16 protein-coding genes are annotated in these 15,762 nt (G+C 73.1%); 4 read left to right on the top strand and 12 right to left on the bottom strand.

The window, feature by feature from the left end; genetic code table 11:
• Position 1: 1 nt before the first annotated feature.
• Positions 2–1,921, top strand: coding sequence for an FUSC family protein (locus CHC11_RS01550; RefSeq protein WP_089309738.1), 1,920 nt, complete (start codon positions 2–4; stop codon positions 1,919–1,921).
• 61 nt (positions 1,922–1,982) lie between these two features.
• Here the strand turns inward: CHC11_RS01550 and CHC11_RS01545 are convergent, their stop codons facing one another.
• Positions 1,983–3,197 (bottom strand): ammonium transporter, encoded by a 1,215-nt coding sequence (locus CHC11_RS01545; RefSeq protein ID WP_089309737.1) that lies wholly within the window; start codon positions 3,195–3,197, stop codon positions 1,983–1,985.
• A 131-nt stretch (positions 3,198–3,328) separates the two neighbouring features.
• A complete protein-coding gene (locus tag CHC11_RS40005) occupies positions 3,329–3,550 on the bottom strand; it encodes a hypothetical protein (RefSeq protein WP_143226881.1) in 222 nt (73 codons plus the stop codon).
• Positions 3,551–3,887: 337 nt separating this feature from the next.
• On the opposite strand from CHC11_RS40005, the gene CHC11_RS01535 reads away from it, so the two are divergent.
• Positions 3,888–4,898 carry an NBR1-Ig-like domain-containing protein gene (locus CHC11_RS01535; protein ID WP_089309735.1) on the top strand — a complete coding sequence of 337 codons (1,011 nt, stop codon included), beginning with the start codon at positions 3,888–3,890 and terminating at the stop codon, positions 4,896–4,898.
• A gap of 49 nt (positions 4,899–4,947) precedes the next feature.
• On the opposite strand, the gene CHC11_RS40995 is transcribed toward CHC11_RS01535, so the two are convergent.
• The 3 genes from CHC11_RS40995 to CHC11_RS01520 are packed head-to-tail and all read right to left on the bottom strand — an operon-like array spanning position 4,948 to position 7,739.
• Positions 4,948–5,895 (bottom strand): SpoIID/LytB domain-containing protein, encoded by a 948-nt coding sequence (locus tag CHC11_RS40995; RefSeq protein WP_179278631.1) that lies wholly within the window; start codon positions 5,893–5,895, stop codon positions 4,948–4,950.
• A 34-nt stretch (positions 5,896–5,929) separates the two neighbouring features.
• Positions 5,930–6,820, bottom strand: a complete 891-nt coding sequence (locus CHC11_RS01525; RefSeq protein ID WP_089309734.1) for a peptidase inhibitor family I36 protein — start codon at positions 6,818–6,820, stop codon at positions 5,930–5,932.
• A gap of 58 nt (positions 6,821–6,878) precedes the next feature.
• Entirely contained in the window at positions 6,879–7,739 is an 861-nt protein-coding gene (locus CHC11_RS01520) for a peptidoglycan-binding domain-containing protein (protein WP_089309733.1), read from the bottom strand.
• A gap of 223 nt (positions 7,740–7,962) precedes the next feature.
• Here CHC11_RS01520 and CHC11_RS01515 point away from each other — a divergent pair, with 223 nt between their 5' ends.
• Positions 7,963–8,739, top strand: coding sequence for an aldo/keto reductase (locus CHC11_RS01515; protein WP_089309732.1), 777 nt, complete (start codon positions 7,963–7,965; stop codon positions 8,737–8,739).
• A 51-nt stretch (positions 8,740–8,790) separates the two neighbouring features.
• Here CHC11_RS01515 and CHC11_RS01510 read toward each other — a convergent pair whose 3' ends face one another.
• From CHC11_RS01510 to CHC11_RS01500, 3 genes are read right to left on the bottom strand one after another with little or no spacing between them, the layout of a single operon-like run.
• Positions 8,791–9,711: an NAD-dependent epimerase/dehydratase family protein gene (locus CHC11_RS01510; protein ID WP_089309731.1), complete on the bottom strand. Its 921-nt coding sequence runs from the start codon at positions 9,709–9,711 to the stop codon at positions 8,791–8,793.
• On the bottom strand, positions 9,708–10,313 hold the full coding sequence (locus tag CHC11_RS01505) for a dihydrofolate reductase family protein (RefSeq protein WP_089309730.1): 606 nt from the start codon (positions 10,311–10,313) through the stop codon (positions 9,708–9,710). The genes CHC11_RS01510 and CHC11_RS01505 overlap by 4 nt, the downstream gene beginning before the upstream one ends.
• Before the next feature lie 43 nt (positions 10,314–10,356).
• A complete protein-coding gene (locus tag CHC11_RS01500; protein ID WP_089309729.1) occupies positions 10,357–10,959 on the bottom strand; it encodes a dihydrofolate reductase family protein in 603 nt (200 codons plus the stop codon).
• Between the two features lie 107 nt (positions 10,960–11,066).
• On the opposite strand from CHC11_RS01500, the gene CHC11_RS01495 reads away from it, so the two are divergent.
• Entirely contained in the window at positions 11,067–13,955 is a 2,889-nt protein-coding gene (locus CHC11_RS01495; protein ID WP_089309728.1) for an ATP-binding protein, read from the top strand.
• 66 nt (positions 13,956–14,021) lie between these two features.
• On the opposite strand, the gene CHC11_RS01490 is transcribed toward CHC11_RS01495, so the two are convergent.
• The 4 genes from CHC11_RS01490 to CHC11_RS01475 are packed head-to-tail and all read right to left on the bottom strand — an operon-like array spanning position 14,022 to position 15,760.
• Entirely contained in the window at positions 14,022–14,600 is a 579-nt protein-coding gene (locus tag CHC11_RS01490) for an alkaline shock response membrane anchor protein AmaP (protein WP_089309727.1), read from the bottom strand.
• A 1-nt stretch (position 14,601) separates the two neighbouring features.
• Complete coding sequence (locus CHC11_RS01485) at positions 14,602–15,210, bottom strand: DUF6286 domain-containing protein (RefSeq protein WP_089309726.1); 609 nt, start codon at positions 15,208–15,210, stop codon at positions 14,602–14,604.
• Positions 15,207–15,560: an Asp23/Gls24 family envelope stress response protein gene (locus CHC11_RS01480; RefSeq protein WP_089309725.1), complete on the bottom strand. Its 354-nt coding sequence runs from the start codon at positions 15,558–15,560 to the stop codon at positions 15,207–15,209. The genes CHC11_RS01485 and CHC11_RS01480 overlap by 4 nt, the downstream gene beginning before the upstream one ends.
• A complete protein-coding gene (locus CHC11_RS01475) occupies positions 15,557–15,760 on the bottom strand; it encodes a hypothetical protein (RefSeq protein ID WP_218825897.1) in 204 nt (67 codons plus the stop codon). Before CHC11_RS01475 ends, CHC11_RS01480 begins: the two co-directional genes overlap by 4 nt.
• Positions 15,761–15,762 lie beyond the last annotated feature (2 nt).

Here is a 15,762-nt window from a genome sequence, read left to right as displayed (position 1 = left end):
GATGGGCGCCACACGGGTCGACGCGGGGAACTGGCTGAAACGGGCCCTCGCGGTGTCCAAGGAGCCCGTGCCCTGGCACGAGGCAGTCCGCGTTGGGGGCGCGTTCGGCGCTGTCATCGCGGTGGCGCTGGCACTGGACGAACCCCGTGCGGGGCTGCTCGCCGCGGCCGGCATGGTGCTGGCGTCGATGCGGCCCAACACCGGCCCGTACCGGTCGAGGGCGCTCGGGCTCCTGGTCTCGCAGCCGGCAGGCGCGGCCGGCCTGGTGATCGGCCGGCTCGCCCACGGGCACGGCTGGCAGACGGTGGCGATGACCACGGTGGTCGCCCTGTTCTGCGGGCTGGTCAGCTCGATCGGCGGCGTCGTGTCGGGGGCCGCGCTGGCGCTACTGTTCCTGAACGTGATCGGCACCGGGCTGCCCCAGCTCGGGTCCTGGTGGCTCCCCCCGCTCTGCCAGCTCGCGGGCGGAGCCTTCTTCTTCGTCCTGACGCTGCTGAGCTGGCGTCCGTGGAGCCGGCGTGCCGGCCCCGAGCACCGGGCCGTCGCCGGCGTCTACGACCGGGCCGCGGACCTGATCGACGCCGCCGCCCACCCGGGCGACGCCCGGCTCGCGCTCAGCGAGGCGGTGGACACCGCCCAGGACGCGCTGACGCGCCATCGCGTCCGGGGGAGGGAGAACTGGGGCGAGGAGGCGCGGTGGCTGGTCGGCATGCTCAACGCGGCCATGCCCCTGATGGAGGCGCTCACCCTCCTCATCCGGTCCGAGCGGCCCGCGCCCGCGGGACTGCCGGAGGAGGTGCGGCGGATCGCGGACGCCGTCCGGGCCGGGAACCGGGACGCGGCGATCCCGCCCTTCCGCGGGGACCCGGAGTTCGCCCGGCCCGTCGAGTTCGCCCGGCGGCGGCTCTCGGAGGCGCACCCGGAGGACCCTGACTGGCTCGGCATGCCGAGACCTCTGCCGGCCCGGGCGTACCGGGCCACGCTGATGGCCTTCACTTCCGGGGCGGCCTGGTGGTACGGGCTCCGGCTGGCCCTGTGCATGGCGATCGCCTCGGCGTTCGTCGAGTTCCCCGGGGTGCTCCATGACCTCTGGATCCCCACGGTGCACTCCCTCTGGCTTCCGCTGACGGTCGCCGTGGTCCTGAAACCCGACTTCGGCTCGGTCTTCGTCCGGTCCCTGCTGCGCGGGATCGGCACGATCGTCGCGGCCGTCCCCACCCTGCTGGTGCTGGTGGCCGTCCCGCGCGGTTGGGCCGCCGTCCCGCTCGCGGTGTTCTTCGGCGGGCTGATCCCGGTGCTGAAGGGCAGGTCCTTCGCGATGCGGACGGTCGCCGTCACCCCCCTCATGCTCTTCCTGTTCGACATGGTCTCGCCCGTGCCCTCCGACGAACTCGTGCTGGCCCGCCTGTCCGACACCCTCCTCGGATGCCTGATCGTGCTGGTCTTCGGCTACGCCTTCTGGCCGGGGAGCCGCCGGTTCCGGATCAGTGACGGGTTCGCCGCCGGGTTCGGGGCGCTCGCCGACTACCTCGACGAGGCCTTCACCGGTTCCCGGGACGTCCGGGCCCGGGACCGGCGGGCGCTGCACCGCACCCTCGACGCCGTCCGGGTCGACCTGCGGCAGGTCCGGTCCGAACCGCCGCCGGCCAGCCGCACGGGCGCCGCCTGGTGTCCGGTCCTGGGCGCGCTGGACGCGCTCGTGGACGCCGTCACCGCGGCCTCCGTCAAGGTCCGCGGAGGCGCCGAAGCGCCGCCGCAGCAGGCGGTCGGGGCCATCTCGGCGGATCTCCGGGAGATGGCCGCCGCGGTCCGCGACGGACGGCCGCCGCCGGCGCGGGACCTGCCCGGCCCCTCCGCCGAGGGCGTCCTCGGCGAAGCGGCCGCCCAGACCCGTCGCCTGCGCAGGACCCTTCCGCTGTGACGGCCGCGTCCCTCATCGGGTCCCTCACCTGGTCCTTCACCTGGTCCTTCGCCGGGAGCGCTCACCCGATGCGCAACTCCGTGTCGAGGCCCTCGGCCTCCTCGCGGGCGCTCGGGCGGAAGGCCAGCAGGACGTCCACGGCCTTGCCGATGACGTAGGTGATCACGAAGCTGTAGCAGCCGACGGCGAGGATGGCGACGATCTGCTTGCCCAGCAGGGAGATCGAGCCGCCGTAGGCGAGGCCGGCGGTGGGGCTGCCGTACTTGCCGGTGGCGAAGAACCCGAGCAGGACCACGCCGACGATGCCGCCGGCCCCGTGGATGCCCACGACGTCCAGGGTGTCGTCGTACCCGGCGGACGTCTTGACCTCGACGGCGTAGGTGCAGACGACGGCGACGACGATGCCGAGGACCGTCGCGCCGAGCAGGTTGACGTAGCCGCAGGCCGGCGTGATGGCCACCAGGCCGGCGAGCGCGCCGGTCGTGCCGCCCAGCCTGGAGAACTGACCGAACCGCGCCCGTTCGAGCAGCATCCAGACCAGCATCGCGACGCACCCGCACATCATGGTGTTGACCACCGCGTTCGCCGCGAGGGCGCCGTCCGTCAGCGCCGATCCGCCGTTGAACCCGAACCAGCCGAACCACAGCAGCCCCATGCCGGCCATCACCAGCGGGATGTTCTTCGGCTCGGGAGGGCCCTCCCTGCGGAAGCGCAGGCCCGGTCCGAGCACCAGCGCCAGCGCCAGGCCCGCGATGCCGGAGTTGAGCTCGACGACCAGGCCGCCGGCGAAGTCCAGCGCGCCCCAGCGGTTGATCCAGCCCCCCTTGGAGAACACCCAGTGTGCGACCGGCAGGTAGACGAGGGTCACCCAGACCACCCCGAAGACCATCCAGGGCCCGAGCCTGACGCGGTTGGCCACCGAGCCGCTGATCAGCGCGAGCGTGATGATCGCGAAAACGAGCTGGAACATCGAGAACACGTACTCCGGGATGACCCCTCTCAGCACCGACGGGGTGGTCTTGAGGAACTGCCACCGGCCCCAGCCGATGAGGCCGGCCCCTCCCACGTCGTCGCCGAACGCCAGACCGTACCCGTAGAGGAACCAGACGACGCTCACCACGGCGATCGAGACGAAACTCATGTACAGGACGCTGACGAGGTTCTTCGCCCGGACCATTCCGCCGTAGAAGAGGGCGAGTCCCGGCGTCATGAGCAGCACCATGGCGAAGCTGACGAGCACCCATGCCGAATCGCCGGTATTCAACCCAGATCTCATGCCCAACTCCTGGCTTCAGGCGACACCATTGAGGTATGGGCAAACGGCGGGCACGCGAAACACTCAGGTGGAGCGCTCCGGACAAATTTACGGCCATCGGCCTTTACCCTCGGCCGACCAGGAAGGACTTCTCATTTCATTTCGACTCCGCGACGTTTCGGGATGCCCGTCAGTTGGTGGGTTCTGCGGGCGGCCGCCGGTCCGCCGCCGAAGGTGAAGCGCGGCCTGGGAAGGCCGCCGAGCGGCTCCGGACACTTCCGCCGGATACCGCTCGCCCGCCCGTCGGCGACCTGGTTGCGCAGGCGCGGCGACGCGTGCCGGGCGTCGCCGAAGCCGGTGGGCTCCGCCGTCATGCAGGTGTCCTCGTTCTCGATGCCGATGGTGTGGTCGTTCTGACCGAGGGTGCGGCCCCGGCGGTGCGGGTTCCGGCGCCGATGGCCTCCAGGGTGCGTTCGCGGCCGTCCAGGAGGTGGCGCGGCCGGTGGTGAGTCGCCGGGCGACGCCGTCCCGGCCGTGCGGTGTGGGGACCCACGATGTGATCGGGGCCAGGTTCGGCACGGTCGCCTGCACGCTGGGCGGTCCCGCCCGCATGTTGATCAGCTCAAAAGGGCGACCACAACGGAAGATAACCGATAAAGATCTGTGCTTGAGGGAGGACGCGGGCGCTGTTAGCTTCACCCGGTGGACCCCATGCGTGCACAGGCGGAGGCGATCGAGGACTTCGCGGCGGTTCTGCGGGAACTGCGGGAATCGGTTGGCAACCCGCCTTTACGGGAGATGTCGGGAAGGTCGGGGGCGATCTCGCACACGACGCTGCACGAGGCCACGAAGGGCAACCGGCTCCCGAGTTGGGGGACCACCGTCGAGTTCGTCAAGGCGTGCGGCGCGGATCCGGCGGCGTACCGCGAACGCTGGGAGCGGGCGAACCTGGCGGTCAGGTCGGCGAGCGCGGGGAGGCCCGCGTCCGCCGTGCTCGAAGGCTCCGCCGCGAGCACCGGGGAAGCGCAGGCCGCGCACCTCGCCATCGGGCCGCCGGAGCCCCCGGCGGGTGACGAGACCTCGCGATCCCGGCCCGTCCGGCCACCACCGACCGGGCGGATGGCGGGGGACGTCCAGGCGACCTTCCCCGCCCCGAAACGCCGGCGGCGAGTCCAGCTGAGCAGTCCGGGGGCGATCGCGCTGGCCGCAGCCGTCATCGGTACATGGGCCGTGGTCCTCATCGTGGTCGACCGCGACTCCGGCAAGGACGCGCTGGAGGAGTACGGCAACCGGTCGAAGACCGCGCTGTCTCCGGCCGACTGCCCGGTGCAGGCGACCAACCCCGCTGCGGCTCCGCCGAGGCACAAGGGCGACGCCGCCATGTTCGTCGCCGACATCACGCTGCCCGACTGCACGCGCGTCGGCACCGGCCAGAACATCACCAAGGTATGGCGGCTCAAGAACTCCGGAACGGTCCCGTGGGACGGCTACTCGCTGCGCCGCCTCGACCTCCCGCAGAAGGCCGACAACTGCCAGACCATCTCCGAAGTGCCGATCGCCGACACGGAACCAGGCCAGGCGGTCGACATCCGCACCGACATCACCACGCCGCGGAAGCCGGGCTTGTGCTACGTGCGGTTCAAGATGGTGGACGGTGCGGGGAAGGTCGCGTTCCCCGGAAGCCGTCCGGTCAACTTCCAGGTCATCGTCGAAGGGCCGTAGCCCCCGCCGTGGAGGGGCACGGCGGGGGGCTCGGGTCGGACGGTAGTGATCAGGAGAGGACGATCCCGTCGTAGTAGGCCTGGAGGATCCTGGAGTGGCTCCAGCCCGCGTCGGCCTTGTCGCGGGAGCCGTACTGCGACATCCAGTCCCCCGTGACCCAGCCGCCGCACGCCGTCGTCGTGGAGCAGTAGTGGGCCTCAAGGATCTTTCCGCCGCGGGCCATGCGGGTGCCCCACGTCGCGTCCACCGCGGTGCTCGTCGGCGCCTGGGCGGAGCCGGGCCTGTAGACCTGGCTCGACGTGGTGTCGTAGACGTCGAAGCACTGGCCGCCCGACGTCTTGCGGGTCGAGTGCAGCGCCCAGTACCAGCCGTAGCTCTTGACGGCCATCGCCCCGGCCTTCAGGGACTCCGTGGGCCAGCTCGGCACCCACTCGTTGGGCAGGACGTCCTTGACGTAGGTCTTGAACGCCACCCGGTCCACCCGGCCGAGTGACACCCGGTACACCAGGATCGTGGAGGGGAGCTTGTCGTCGGTGCCGTCGGTCTTGCATCCGGTCGGGGGCGGCGTCGAGCTCAGGAACCGGTGCGAGGCGTTCTGGTTCTTGAGCGTGGCGTTCAGGTCGCCCTTGGCGCCGGCCTTGAAGTCCTGGTAGCTGCCGCCGTAGTCGCTGTTGTAGTAGACGCGGACCGTCTCGCCGCTCTTGTTCCAGACCGAGGCGGCGGCGTTCTTGATGCAGGCGCCCTTGCCGTTGCCGGGGCCCTTGAAGTCGTAGCAGGAAGGCTGGGCCGTCCCGTAGTCGGCGACCGAGCCCGTGAAGTCCGAGACCGAGCCCTGGTTGCCGCTGTTGAAGTAGTAGCAGAACTCGCCGGTCTCGCAGTCTCCGTTGCGGGTCGCGGCCGAGGCGGGGGAGGCCGGGATGAGGGCGGCCCCGCCGAGCGCCATCGCGGCGGTCGTCGCGGTGAGCCGCGAGATCAGCCGCACGCTTCGTGTGGACACAGTCGTCTTCCCCTCCGGTGGAGGCCGCTGCGCTCTATCGGACGTTGTAGCCCTGGGAGTTCCAGAACGAGGTCGGGTTCGGGTTGTCCAGGGTCGGGTCGCCGACGCTCTTGGCTGCGTGCGTCTGCTGCCCGGGACGCATCTCGACGTGGGTGTGGGCGGACGAGCTGGACGACACCCCGTGCCACGACTCGTCGGCGATGACCTGGCCGCGGCTGATCGACTGCCCCACGCTCAGCGAGGACCGCGGAGCGGAGTGCAGGTAGATCACCGTCTTGCCGAGCGAGGCGTTGTAGACGGAGATCGTGGACAGTCCCGAACTGCCGGTGGCGCCGCGCGCGATGTAGATGATCTTACCGGCCACCAGGGCGTGGACGTCGGAGCCGATGCCGCGGGCGATGTCGATGCCCTCGTGCCGGCCGGGCGTGGTGGTGTAGCCGTCGAAGCCGCAGGTGATGCTCCCGCCGCTCGTCGCGTACAGCCCGTAGGACATGTTCGTGCGCGCCGACGGCGAGAACTCGTGCGAGGCGTTCTGGTTCTTGAGGGTCGCGTTCAGGTTGCCCTTGGCGCCGGCCTTGAAGTCCTGGTAGCCGCCGCCGTAGTTGCTGTTGTAGTAGACGCGGACGGTCTTGGTGCTGTTGTTCCATACCGACGCGGCGTTGTTCTTGACGCACGTGCCCTTGCCGTTGCCGTCGCCCTTGAAGTCGTAGCAGGAGGGCTGCGTGGTGCCGTAGTCGGCGACCGAGCCGGTGAAGTCGGAGACCGAGCCCTGGTTGTCGCTGTTGAAGTAGTAGCAGAACTCGCCGCTCTCGCACGTGCCGTTCCGGGCCGCCGCCGAAGCGGGCGACACGAAGACCGACACGACCCCGCCGAGCGCGACGGCGCCGGTCACCGTCGTGGTGAGGACCTTGGTGAGCTTGTTCATGCCGTTCTCTCCTCTGTTCTCGTTCCTGTCGTCGTTGCCTGGTGTACGGACGGACGGGTCAGGTTCGCTGGTACTCCTCCCAGGTGCGGATGGTCACTTTCGGGCCGTCGTCGGGGCCGCGGCCGGAGAGGCCGTTCAGGCCGAGGTAGTAGTCACCGGTCTGGTGCTGGGCCTGGCTTGAGAGATCGGTGTCGCTGATGGCGGCGGCGTGGATGTGCCACGGCCAGTCGCCCTGGGCGGGGCTGCGCACCCATGCGGCGAAGCCGACACGGCGCAGCGCGCGGGCGACCGCGGTGCGGGCGGCGGAGTCCATCCCCTTCACCGAGACGTCGACGACGCCTCCGCCGTCGTGGGTGCCCGCGGACGTGGGGTCGCCGCCGGGGTTGTAGGAGCCCTGGTCCAGCGCGAGGTCGCGGCCGAGCAGCCGCGCCGCCTCGGCCAGCATGCTCCGCGTCCGGGCGTTGACGACGACCCCGCCGGTGGACCCGCGGGCACCCGGTTCGATGACGTCGGCGACCGTGAAGCGTCCGGTCCCGAGCTGGGCGAGCGACGTCCTGCCCGGCAGCCCGTTGGCGGCGAGGCCGGTGTAGCCGAGCGACTTCTGGTATTTCGCGTAGGCGGCGGTCGTGGTGGTGCCGAAGTAGCCGTCGACCCATGCGGCGTCGAGCAGGTTCCGGTCGCGCAGTGCCTGCTCGACCAGGAGCACGCCGGCCTTCGCGCCCGGGGTCAGCGTGTCGTCCGCCCGCCGCGGGTCGATCTGGGCGGCCTTGACGGTGGCCTCCATGTTCACGCTGGGCAGGGCCCGGGCGCCGGGGACCCGGCCGCCGGCCGCCTGGGCCGCCGGCGACCCGGCCGTTCCGGTGAGCGAGGTGAGCAGGGTCGCCGTCACGACGGCGGCGGCATACGAAGGCGGCTTCATCGGGTCTCCTGGTAGGGGAGCCGGGCGCAGAGCCCGCGACGAAGACCACGGTCGCCCGACCGCGCACGTGTTCACAAGAAGATCGTTGTTGTCAGCCTGTCCGCCAGGCGATTCCGTACAGACGCCCACGCGATCTGACAGATGGGACACCCGTGTCCGGGAAGCCGCCAGGGCGGAAACGGACGTCGTTGGAAGGGCGACGATCATGGGCAGAATACGAGGCATGACGCGGACTGTGAATCTGCCCGGCGGCACCGCGCTGCCGTTGATCGGTTTCGGGACCTGGCAACTGCGGCCCAAGGCGGCGTACGCCTCGGTGCGCGCGGCGCTCGAGATCGGTTACCGGCACGTCGACACCGCGACCCTGTACCGCAACGAGGCGGACGTCGGCCGGGCCGTGAAGGACAGCGGCGTGGACCGGGAGCAGGTCTTCCTCACCACCAAGTTGCGCCCGCAGGACGCGCGGCACGCCCGCCGCACCCTGGAGTCGAGCCTCCGGCTGCTCGACACCGGCTATGTGGACCTCTGGCTGATCCACTGGCCGACCGGCCGGGACGAGTTCGTCCCGACGTGGGAGGCCCTGCTGGAGGCGAAGGACGCGGGACTGGCCCGCAACGTCGGGGTGAGCAACTACAGCCCGGCGCTGATCGACCGGCTGACCGAGGCGACCGGGCGGCGACCGGCGGTCAACCAGATCTCGTGGGGCCCGGCGCAGCACGACCCGGCCCTGCTGGACGAGCACCGGCGCCGGGAGGTCGTGGTCGAGGGCTACAGCGGTCTGAAGAACACCGACCTGCGCGACCCGGTCCTCACCGGGATCGCCCGGCGGCACGGCGCCACGCCCGCCCAGGTCGTCCTCCGCTGGCACCTGGAGCACGACATCGTGATCCTTCCCCGGTCGTCGCGCCCGGAGCACATCGCCGCCAACTTCGACCTGGACGGCATCGCCCTCACGGACGAGGACGTCGCCGCCATCGACGCCCTCGCCCGCGGCGCCTGACCTGGCCCGTCCCGCGCGAGCGGGGGCCAGGAGAGCGGCGGAAGCCCGTCGTCAGCGGGGGTTGCCGGCGCGCCAGGCGACGTAGTCGGCGACCGCCGCGGCGGCGCCGAACTCCGGCGTGAAGCCCGTGTCGCGGGTGAGCCGGCCGATGTCGAGGTAGGGGTCCTCGCCGGGGCCGTTCCGCCGTCCGGGCAGGAGGTCGAGCCGCAGGCCGGGCGTGATCGCCTCCAGGGCGTCCGCGAACTCGCGGTTGGCGACCGGACGGCCGCTGGAGACGTTGTAGGTGTCGTGCCCCAGTGTCCTCGCGGTCATGAGGAGGGCGATCGCGCGCCCGGCGTCCGGTGCGTAGCAGCAGTCGCCCCCGTCGCCGTCGTGCAGCGGGGGCGGCCGCTCACCGCGGAGCACCGCGTTGATGTACGGCGGGACGTGGAAGAACGGGGAGTCCGGATCGACGAGCGGCCCCCAGATCGTCCCGATCCGGAGTACGACCGGCTGGACGCCGCTGCCCTGGAGGGCGTGCGTGGTGAGCGGCTCCACGGCCTTCTTGAAGGCGACGATCAGGTGCGGCAGTTCCGTGGCGGGGAGCGCGAGTTCCTCCCGCCAGGGGATCTCGGAGCGGCCGGCGTACGCGCCGAGGCTGCTCGCGACGGCGAACCTGCGGACGCCCCAGGCGCGGGCGGCGTCCAGCGCGTTGAGCAGGCCGGTCGTGTCCGTGCGGAAGTAGCGGACCGGGTCCTCGCCGGGGATGCTGCCGGCGAGGTGGACGATGTCGCCGATGTCGTGGCGGTCGGCGAGGGCGAGGAAGGCGTCCCGGTCGGTGACGTCGAGGCGTTCCACCGTGACCCGGCCGGCGAGGAAGGACGGGACCTCGCTCCGGCGGTGCGAGGTGACGACCACCTCGTGCCCGAGGTCGGCGAGCGCGCGGGCGGTGTGGGCGCCGATCATGCCCAGTCCTCCGGTGACGAGGATCATCGGACCACCTCGTAGCGGAGGTGGGTCACGCCGGGCGCCGGGACGGCCTCCAGCAGCCGGAGGTCCACGTGCTCGGGGAGCGCGCGGAAGAAGCCGTGACCGCCGCCGAGCAGGACGGGCACCTGGTGGAGGATCACCTCGTCGACCAGGCCCGCCGCCAGCGCGGAGGTCAGCACCCCGCCGCCCATGAGGGCGACGTCCTTGTCGCCGGCGGCCTCGCGCGCCGCCGCGACCGCGTCCTCGATCCCGCCGGTGACGAGGGTCTGCCGCTCGCCGATCCCGGGAACCGTGCCGTGGCCGAGGACGAAGAGCGGCGCCGTCGGGTGGGGGCCGCCGCCTCCCCAGCGCCCGGAGTGCTCGAAGGTGACGCGCCCCGCCACCACCGCTCCGACGCGTGCCGCGGCGGCGTCGAAGAAGCGGACGCTCGCCTCGCTCAGCTTGAATCCGCCGAACTCCCGGCTCGGGGTGTCCCCGTCGAAGTACCAGTCGAAGAGCGTCGGCGCGTCACCGAGACCGCGTCCGAGTTCCTCCTGCCCGTCGGGGGTGCGGCCGCTGATGTAGCCGTCCACCGAGACGGCATGGGCGCTGAATACCCTGCTCATATGTGTCCTTCGCTGATGGTGGCTTCGGGTCCGTCCGAGGCGTTCAGCGCTCGGCCCGGTCGTAGAGGAGGCAGATCGCGCCGCTCGCGGTGACCTGGCTGGAGGTCAGCGTCCACGACGCGGACGGGCCGTCGGGGAACAGCCGGGCGCCGCCGCCGACGAGTTCCGGGCACAGGGTGATGCTCAGCCGGTCCACCTCGCCCGCCTGGAGGAGGCTGCGGATCACGCTGGCGCTGGCCAGGACGATGATGTCGCCGCCCTCCTGCTCGCGCAGTCGCCTGACCGCCGTGACGGGGTCGGTGCCGGCGATGCGGGCGTTGTCCCAGACGGCCTCCTTGAGCGTGGTGGAGAAGACGACCTTCTCGGCCGCGTCGAGCCACCGGGAGAACTCCCGGTCCCGCGGGTCGGCGCTCTCGTCGTCGGCGACCGCGGGCCAGAACCCGGCGAAGCCCTCGAAGTTCTTGCGGCCGAGCAGGGCGGTGGTCGCCGTGCCGGTAACCATCACCATGTGGTCGCGGGCCGCGGACGTGGTGGCGTGGGGGACGATCCAGCTCATGTCGTACTCGCCGCCGGGGCCGTTGATGCGGCCGTCCAGGGACAGCGCGATGTTGGCGGTGACGGTGCGGTGGGCGTTCTGTTCAGTCATCGGACGGTTCCTTTTCGGTCGTGGTCAATACCCCTCCACAGTGGCGGCACGGATGGGAGGCTGTCGTCGTCAGAGTTGGTGACATCCGGTCCGGGCTTGGAGGGGCGATGACCGGTTCCGTCGTCAGCCCGGTGCTGGTCGGACGGGACGACGAGACCGCCGTGCTGCGGGCGGCCTACGAGAGTTCCCGGGCGGGGAGCCCTCGGACGGTCCTGGTCTCCGGTGAAGCGGGCATCGGCAAGTCGCGGCTGGTCGCGACGGCGGTGGGGGGCCTGCCCGGCGATCCGCTGGTGCTGTCCGGGGGATGCCTGGAACTCGGCTCGGAGGGCACTCCGTTCGTACCGTTCGTCGCCGTCCTGCGCGATCTGGTGCGCCGCCTCGGCCGCGACCGGGCGGCGGCGCTGCTTCCGCCGGGCGGGGCCGCGCTCGGCGACCTGCTCCCGGACCTCGGCCCGGCGCCCGTGCGGTACGGGCCGGCCCGGCTGCTGGAGGAGATGCTGTCGCTGCTGGGCCGGGCGGCGGAGGAGCGGCCCGTCGTCGTGCTGGTCGAGGACCTCCACTGGGCGGACGCGTCGAGCCGCGAGCTGTTCGCCTACCTGGCCCGCAACCTGGCGGGCGCCGCCGTGCTGCTGGTCGGCACCGTCCGCACCGGCGAACTGGCCGCAGGGCACCCGAACTGGCGGACGCTGGCCGAGCTGGGCCGCAGCGGCGCGGTGTCGCGCATCGTCCTCGGCCCGCTTAAGCACCGGCACGTCGCCGCCCTCCTGGCGGCCGTGGACGGACGGCCTCCCGACCCGGCGCGCAGCGCCCGGATCCACCGGCGCAGCGGCGGGAACCCGCTGTTCGTCGAGGCGCTGAGCTCCGCGGGCGAGACGCCGCCGGGCGATCTGCGGGCGCTGCTGCTCGCCCGGGTCACCGACCTGCCGGACCCGTCCCGCGAGGCGCTGGAGGTCATGGCGGTGGCGGGCGCCGAGCTGGACGACGACCTCGTCCGCGCGGTCGCCGGCGGGCCGGGCCGCGGGCTCGGGGACGCCCTCGGCGACCTGACCGGGCGGGAGCTGGTGGTGGCACGGGAGGGCGGGTACGCGATCCGCCACGACCTCCTCCGCGAGGCGGTCTACGAAGCGCTGCCGCCGCCCCGGCGGCGGCGCATGCACGCCCGGTACGCGGCCGCGCTCGCCGGCCGCGCCGCGCCCGGCGACCCTGCCGCGGGCGGTACGGCCCTGGCCGAGCACTGGACCGCCGCGGGCGAGTTCGAGCGGGCCCTGCCCGCCGCATGGCACGCGGCCGGCCGCGCCGGGCGCCAGAACGCCTACGACGAGCAGCTCCACCTCCTGGAGCTGGTCCTGGAGCACTGGCCGAAGGTGCCGGAGCCGGTCGACGCCATCGGCGCCGACCGGGCGGTCGTGCTGGAGCGCGCGGCCACGGCGGCGTTCAACGCGGGCAGGTCGGCCGCCGGCGTGGCGTACGGCACCGCGGCGCTGGACGAGCTGGACCCGGCGGCCGAGCCGGAGCGGGCGGCCCGGCTGCTCGGCCTGCGCGGCCGGTTGCAGAGCCGCATCGACGGCGGGGGACGCGACGACCTGCGGCGGGCGGTCGCGCTGGCACCGCCCGGGGCCTCGGAGGAGCTGCGCGGCCGGCTGCTGTCCGCCCTGGCGTTCGTGGAGTTCATGGCGTTCGACCTCGACGACTGCCGGCGCCACGCCGCGCAGGCCCTGGACCTCGCCGACCGGCTCGGCGACGACGCCCTGCGCGCGCCCGCGCTGCTGGTGCTGGGCGCGCTCCACGGCACCGACGGTGAACTGGACCGGGCGGGCGGCGCCTTCGCCGAGGCCCGCCGCGCCGCCGACGCGGCCGGCGACGCGCACACGTTCCTGACCACCTTCCAGTGGGAGTCGACCTTCCTGGGCGACGCCGGGCGGTACGAGGAGGCGGTCGAACTGGCCCGCACCGGGCAGTCGGCCGCCGAACGGCTCGGCCAGGCCCGGTCCCGCGGCAGCATGCTCGCCAACGCCCGCGGCGTCCCGCTGCTGCTGCTGGGGCGCTGGGACGAGGCCCTGCGCGTCGTCGAGGACGCCCTCGCCCTGGCGCCGCCCCCGCTGTACGCCGCGTACCTGCGCCTGATCGCCGCGGACATCGCGCACCGGCGCGGTCATACCGAGCTGGGCGGGACGCTCCTGCGCCAGGTCACCGAGTTCGCCGTGCACACGGTCGGCGCGGCGGAGGCGAAGTCCTGGCTGGCACTGCTGCGCCTCACCCGCTCGATCGACCAGGACGACCCCGACACGGCGGACCTGATCGTGGGCGAGCATCTGGCGACGGCACCGGAGACCTGGCCGCCGCAGGAGACGGCGCGGCTCGCGGTGCTCGGCGCGCGCGTGCAGCGGGCCCGGCGTGCGGCCGCGCCGCGGAACCGGCGGGTCGCGGCCGAGACCGCGGACCGGCTCGCGGCCCTCGACCGCATGCTCGGCACGGTGCGCACCACCACCCCGGTGATCGACGCCTTCCGGCTCACCTTCCGCGCGCTGACGGAGGGCGGCGGACTGCCCGTCTGGGACGGGGCGGCCGCGGCCTGGCGCGACCTCGGCAACCGCCACGAGACCGCCGTGGTACTGGTGGAGGCGGCGGCCGCGGCGCTCGCGTCGGGCAACCGTCCCGGCGCCCGGTCCCGGCTGTGCGAGGCACGCGCCGTCGCCGCCGACCTGGGCGCCGCACCACTGCTGGCGCGCATCGACGACCTCGCGGCCCGCGGGCGCCTCACCGCCACCGAGAGCGGCGCGTCCGACCCCGCCTTCGGCCTGACCCCCCGCGAACTCGACGTCCTGCGCCCCCTCGCGGGCGGGCGGACGAACCAGCAGATCGCCGCCGAGCTCTTCATCTCCGCCAACACCGTCGCCACCCACGTGACCAGGATCCTCACCAAGCTCGGCGCCGCGTCCCGGACCCAGGCCGCCGCCAAGGCCCGCGAGTCCGGCCTCTTGGACGCCCCGCCCTGACGCGGCGCGTTCACCGGAGCACGCGTCGGCCGTTCCGCGGCGCGGCCGCCGGGTGAGGCGCCGGGGTCAGACAACGGTGGCGGGCTGCTCTCGGGGTGTCAGCCGCAGCCGCACCACAGTGGGAATCGACTCGCGTTCGAGGGCGGCGCAGAGGCGCGGGACGGCCTCGTCCTGGATGCGGCGCCGCAGTTCGGCGGGGTCCGCCTCCTGCCCGTAGGCGATGCTCAGCCGCAGTCCTGCCCCGCCGGACGAGCGGATCAGCAGGGCCCGCACCCTGCGCACGCCCGGGTACTCGCCGATCTCGGCTTCCAGCGCGTCCGTGATGGCCTTGGCCTCCACCCGCGTCGCGCCGGCCTGGACGTCCGGCTCCAGTGAGAGACCCCGCAACCGGCTCGACCGGAGTTGCGCGAGCATCCAGGACAGTCCCAGCAGCGCCAGGACGACGGCCACGGCGGCGACGGCCGGCCAGAACCAGCCGTGGCCGTCGGCGAAGCGGCGCGCCTCCCCGGTGAGCACGGGGCCCGAGGCCCGGGCGTCCCCGAAGGCGCCGAAGCCGCGTGCGAGGCCGGCGCCCCCGGCGGCGAACAGGATCACGCCGAGAACGAGGAGGCCGGTGCGGTTGATGTGCGCGTGGCGGCGGTCCATGTCAGTCCTCCCGGTGCTTCATTCGCACCATGACGGAGCGGGCGGGCACCGGCCGGAGCCGGTCGAGCCGGTCGCGCACCGCCTCGGTGATCCCCGTGTCCAGGCCCGCGGGCTCGCGCATGGGCGTCCGCGCGACCACCCGCACCCGCCGGCGGCCCAGCCGGACCCTGCTGACCCCCGACACCCCCGGCGCGCCTTCGGCCGCGGCGGCGACGGTGCGCTTGAGCCCCCGCCTGCTCACGCCCATCATCAGGCTCGGATCTCGCCCGTGCAGCGGGACGATCCGGGACTTGCCCGGCAGTACGGCGGCCAGCACGAACCAGACGCCGATCAGTGCCAGGGCAGCGAAGATCGCGCGGGCGTCCACCCCGTCCCAGTTCCGGTCCCGCACCCACCCGTAGGGGAAGACGTGCGCCGGGCGGTCCACGGCCGCCGAGATCACCTCGATCGCCGCCAGCACGCCGGCCGCCGTCATCAGCAGCGCGGCGGCGAGGGCCGGCAGCATCCGCTGCGAGCGGAACGTGTGCCTGGCCGCCCGGTCGGCCTTCCGGGCGTCGGCCCTCCGCGTGCTCGGCTCCGTGGCGGCCCGCGCCCCGGCCTGCGCGGTCACAGCACGGTCCTCTCGCCCGTGGCGGGCCGTCCCAGTTCGGCCACCTCGACGTCCACCTGCCCGACGGTGAGACCGGTCAACTCCGCCACCCGCTCGCGCACCCTCTGGCGCACTTCGCGGGCGACCGCGCGGACCGGCATCGGGTAGGCCACCGACAGCGCCACCTTGGCCGTGACGAGGTCGCCGTGCACCCGCACCTCCGTGCGGGCGGGACCCCGCCCGGGGATCGGCACGCCGACCAGGGTCCGGCCGAGCCCGCCGGACGCCTCGACGTCCTGCGCGGCCTCGGCGACGATGCGCGCGACGCTCCGCTCACGGATCGTCGTCCTGCCCCGCTCGGCGCTCGTCATCGCGGACGCCGCCCCGTGCGGCCCGTCGAGAAGATCTGCCCGAGGTCGAGGCTGCCCTCGATGACACGGCCGATCACGAAGCCGAGCGCGCCGAGGAACAGGACGAGGAAGAACGCGCCGGCGCCGCCGAACGCTCCGGCGAACCCCAGTGCCAGCCCGACGACCAGGCCGATCACGGGCCACGGCACTCTCATGTCCATTC

The sequence above is a fragment of the Actinomadura mexicana genome (genome assembly GCF_900188105.1).
Lineage (GTDB): Bacteria > Actinomycetota > Actinomycetes > Streptosporangiales > Streptosporangiaceae > Spirillospora > Spirillospora mexicana.
Note: the sequence above shows the minus strand (reverse complement) of the source record. Positions and strands in the feature narration are given on the sequence as shown.

Coding starts and splice junctions, on each gene's coding strand:
- CHC11_RS01475 (WP_218825897.1), bottom strand. CDS start 15,760: ATGGACATGAGAGTGCCGTGGCCCGTGATCGGCCTGGTCGTCGGGCTG.
- CHC11_RS01550 (WP_089309738.1), top strand. CDS start 2: ATGGGCGCCACACGGGTCGACGCGGGGAACTGGCTGAAACGGGCCCTC.
- CHC11_RS40005 (WP_143226881.1), bottom strand. CDS start 3,550: ATGACGGCGGAGCCCACCGGCTTCGGCGACGCCCGGCACGCGTCGCCG.
- CHC11_RS01510 (WP_089309731.1), bottom strand. CDS start 9,711: ATGATCCTCGTCACCGGAGGACTGGGCATGATCGGCGCCCACACCGCC.
- CHC11_RS01515 (WP_089309732.1), top strand. CDS start 7,963: ATGACGCGGACTGTGAATCTGCCCGGCGGCACCGCGCTGCCGTTGATC.
- CHC11_RS01525 (WP_089309734.1), bottom strand. CDS start 6,820: ATGAACAAGCTCACCAAGGTCCTCACCACGACGGTGACCGGCGCCGTC.
- CHC11_RS01480 (WP_089309725.1), bottom strand. CDS start 15,560: ATGACGAGCGCCGAGCGGGGCAGGACGACGATCCGTGAGCGGAGCGTC.
- CHC11_RS01490 (WP_089309727.1), bottom strand. CDS start 14,600: ATGGACCGCCGCCACGCGCACATCAACCGCACCGGCCTCCTCGTTCTC.
- CHC11_RS01520 (WP_089309733.1), bottom strand. CDS start 7,739: ATGAAGCCGCCTTCGTATGCCGCCGCCGTCGTGACGGCGACCCTGCTC.
- CHC11_RS01495 (WP_089309728.1), top strand. CDS start 11,067: ATGACCGGTTCCGTCGTCAGCCCGGTGCTGGTCGGACGGGACGACGAG.
- CHC11_RS01500 (WP_089309729.1), bottom strand. CDS start 10,959: ATGACTGAACAGAACGCCCACCGCACCGTCACCGCCAACATCGCGCTG.
- CHC11_RS01505 (WP_089309730.1), bottom strand. CDS start 10,313: ATGAGCAGGGTATTCAGCGCCCATGCCGTCTCGGTGGACGGCTACATC.
- CHC11_RS01545 (WP_089309737.1), bottom strand. CDS start 3,197: ATGAGATCTGGGTTGAATACCGGCGATTCGGCATGGGTGCTCGTCAGC.
- CHC11_RS01535 (WP_089309735.1), top strand. CDS start 3,888: ATGCGTGCACAGGCGGAGGCGATCGAGGACTTCGCGGCGGTTCTGCGG.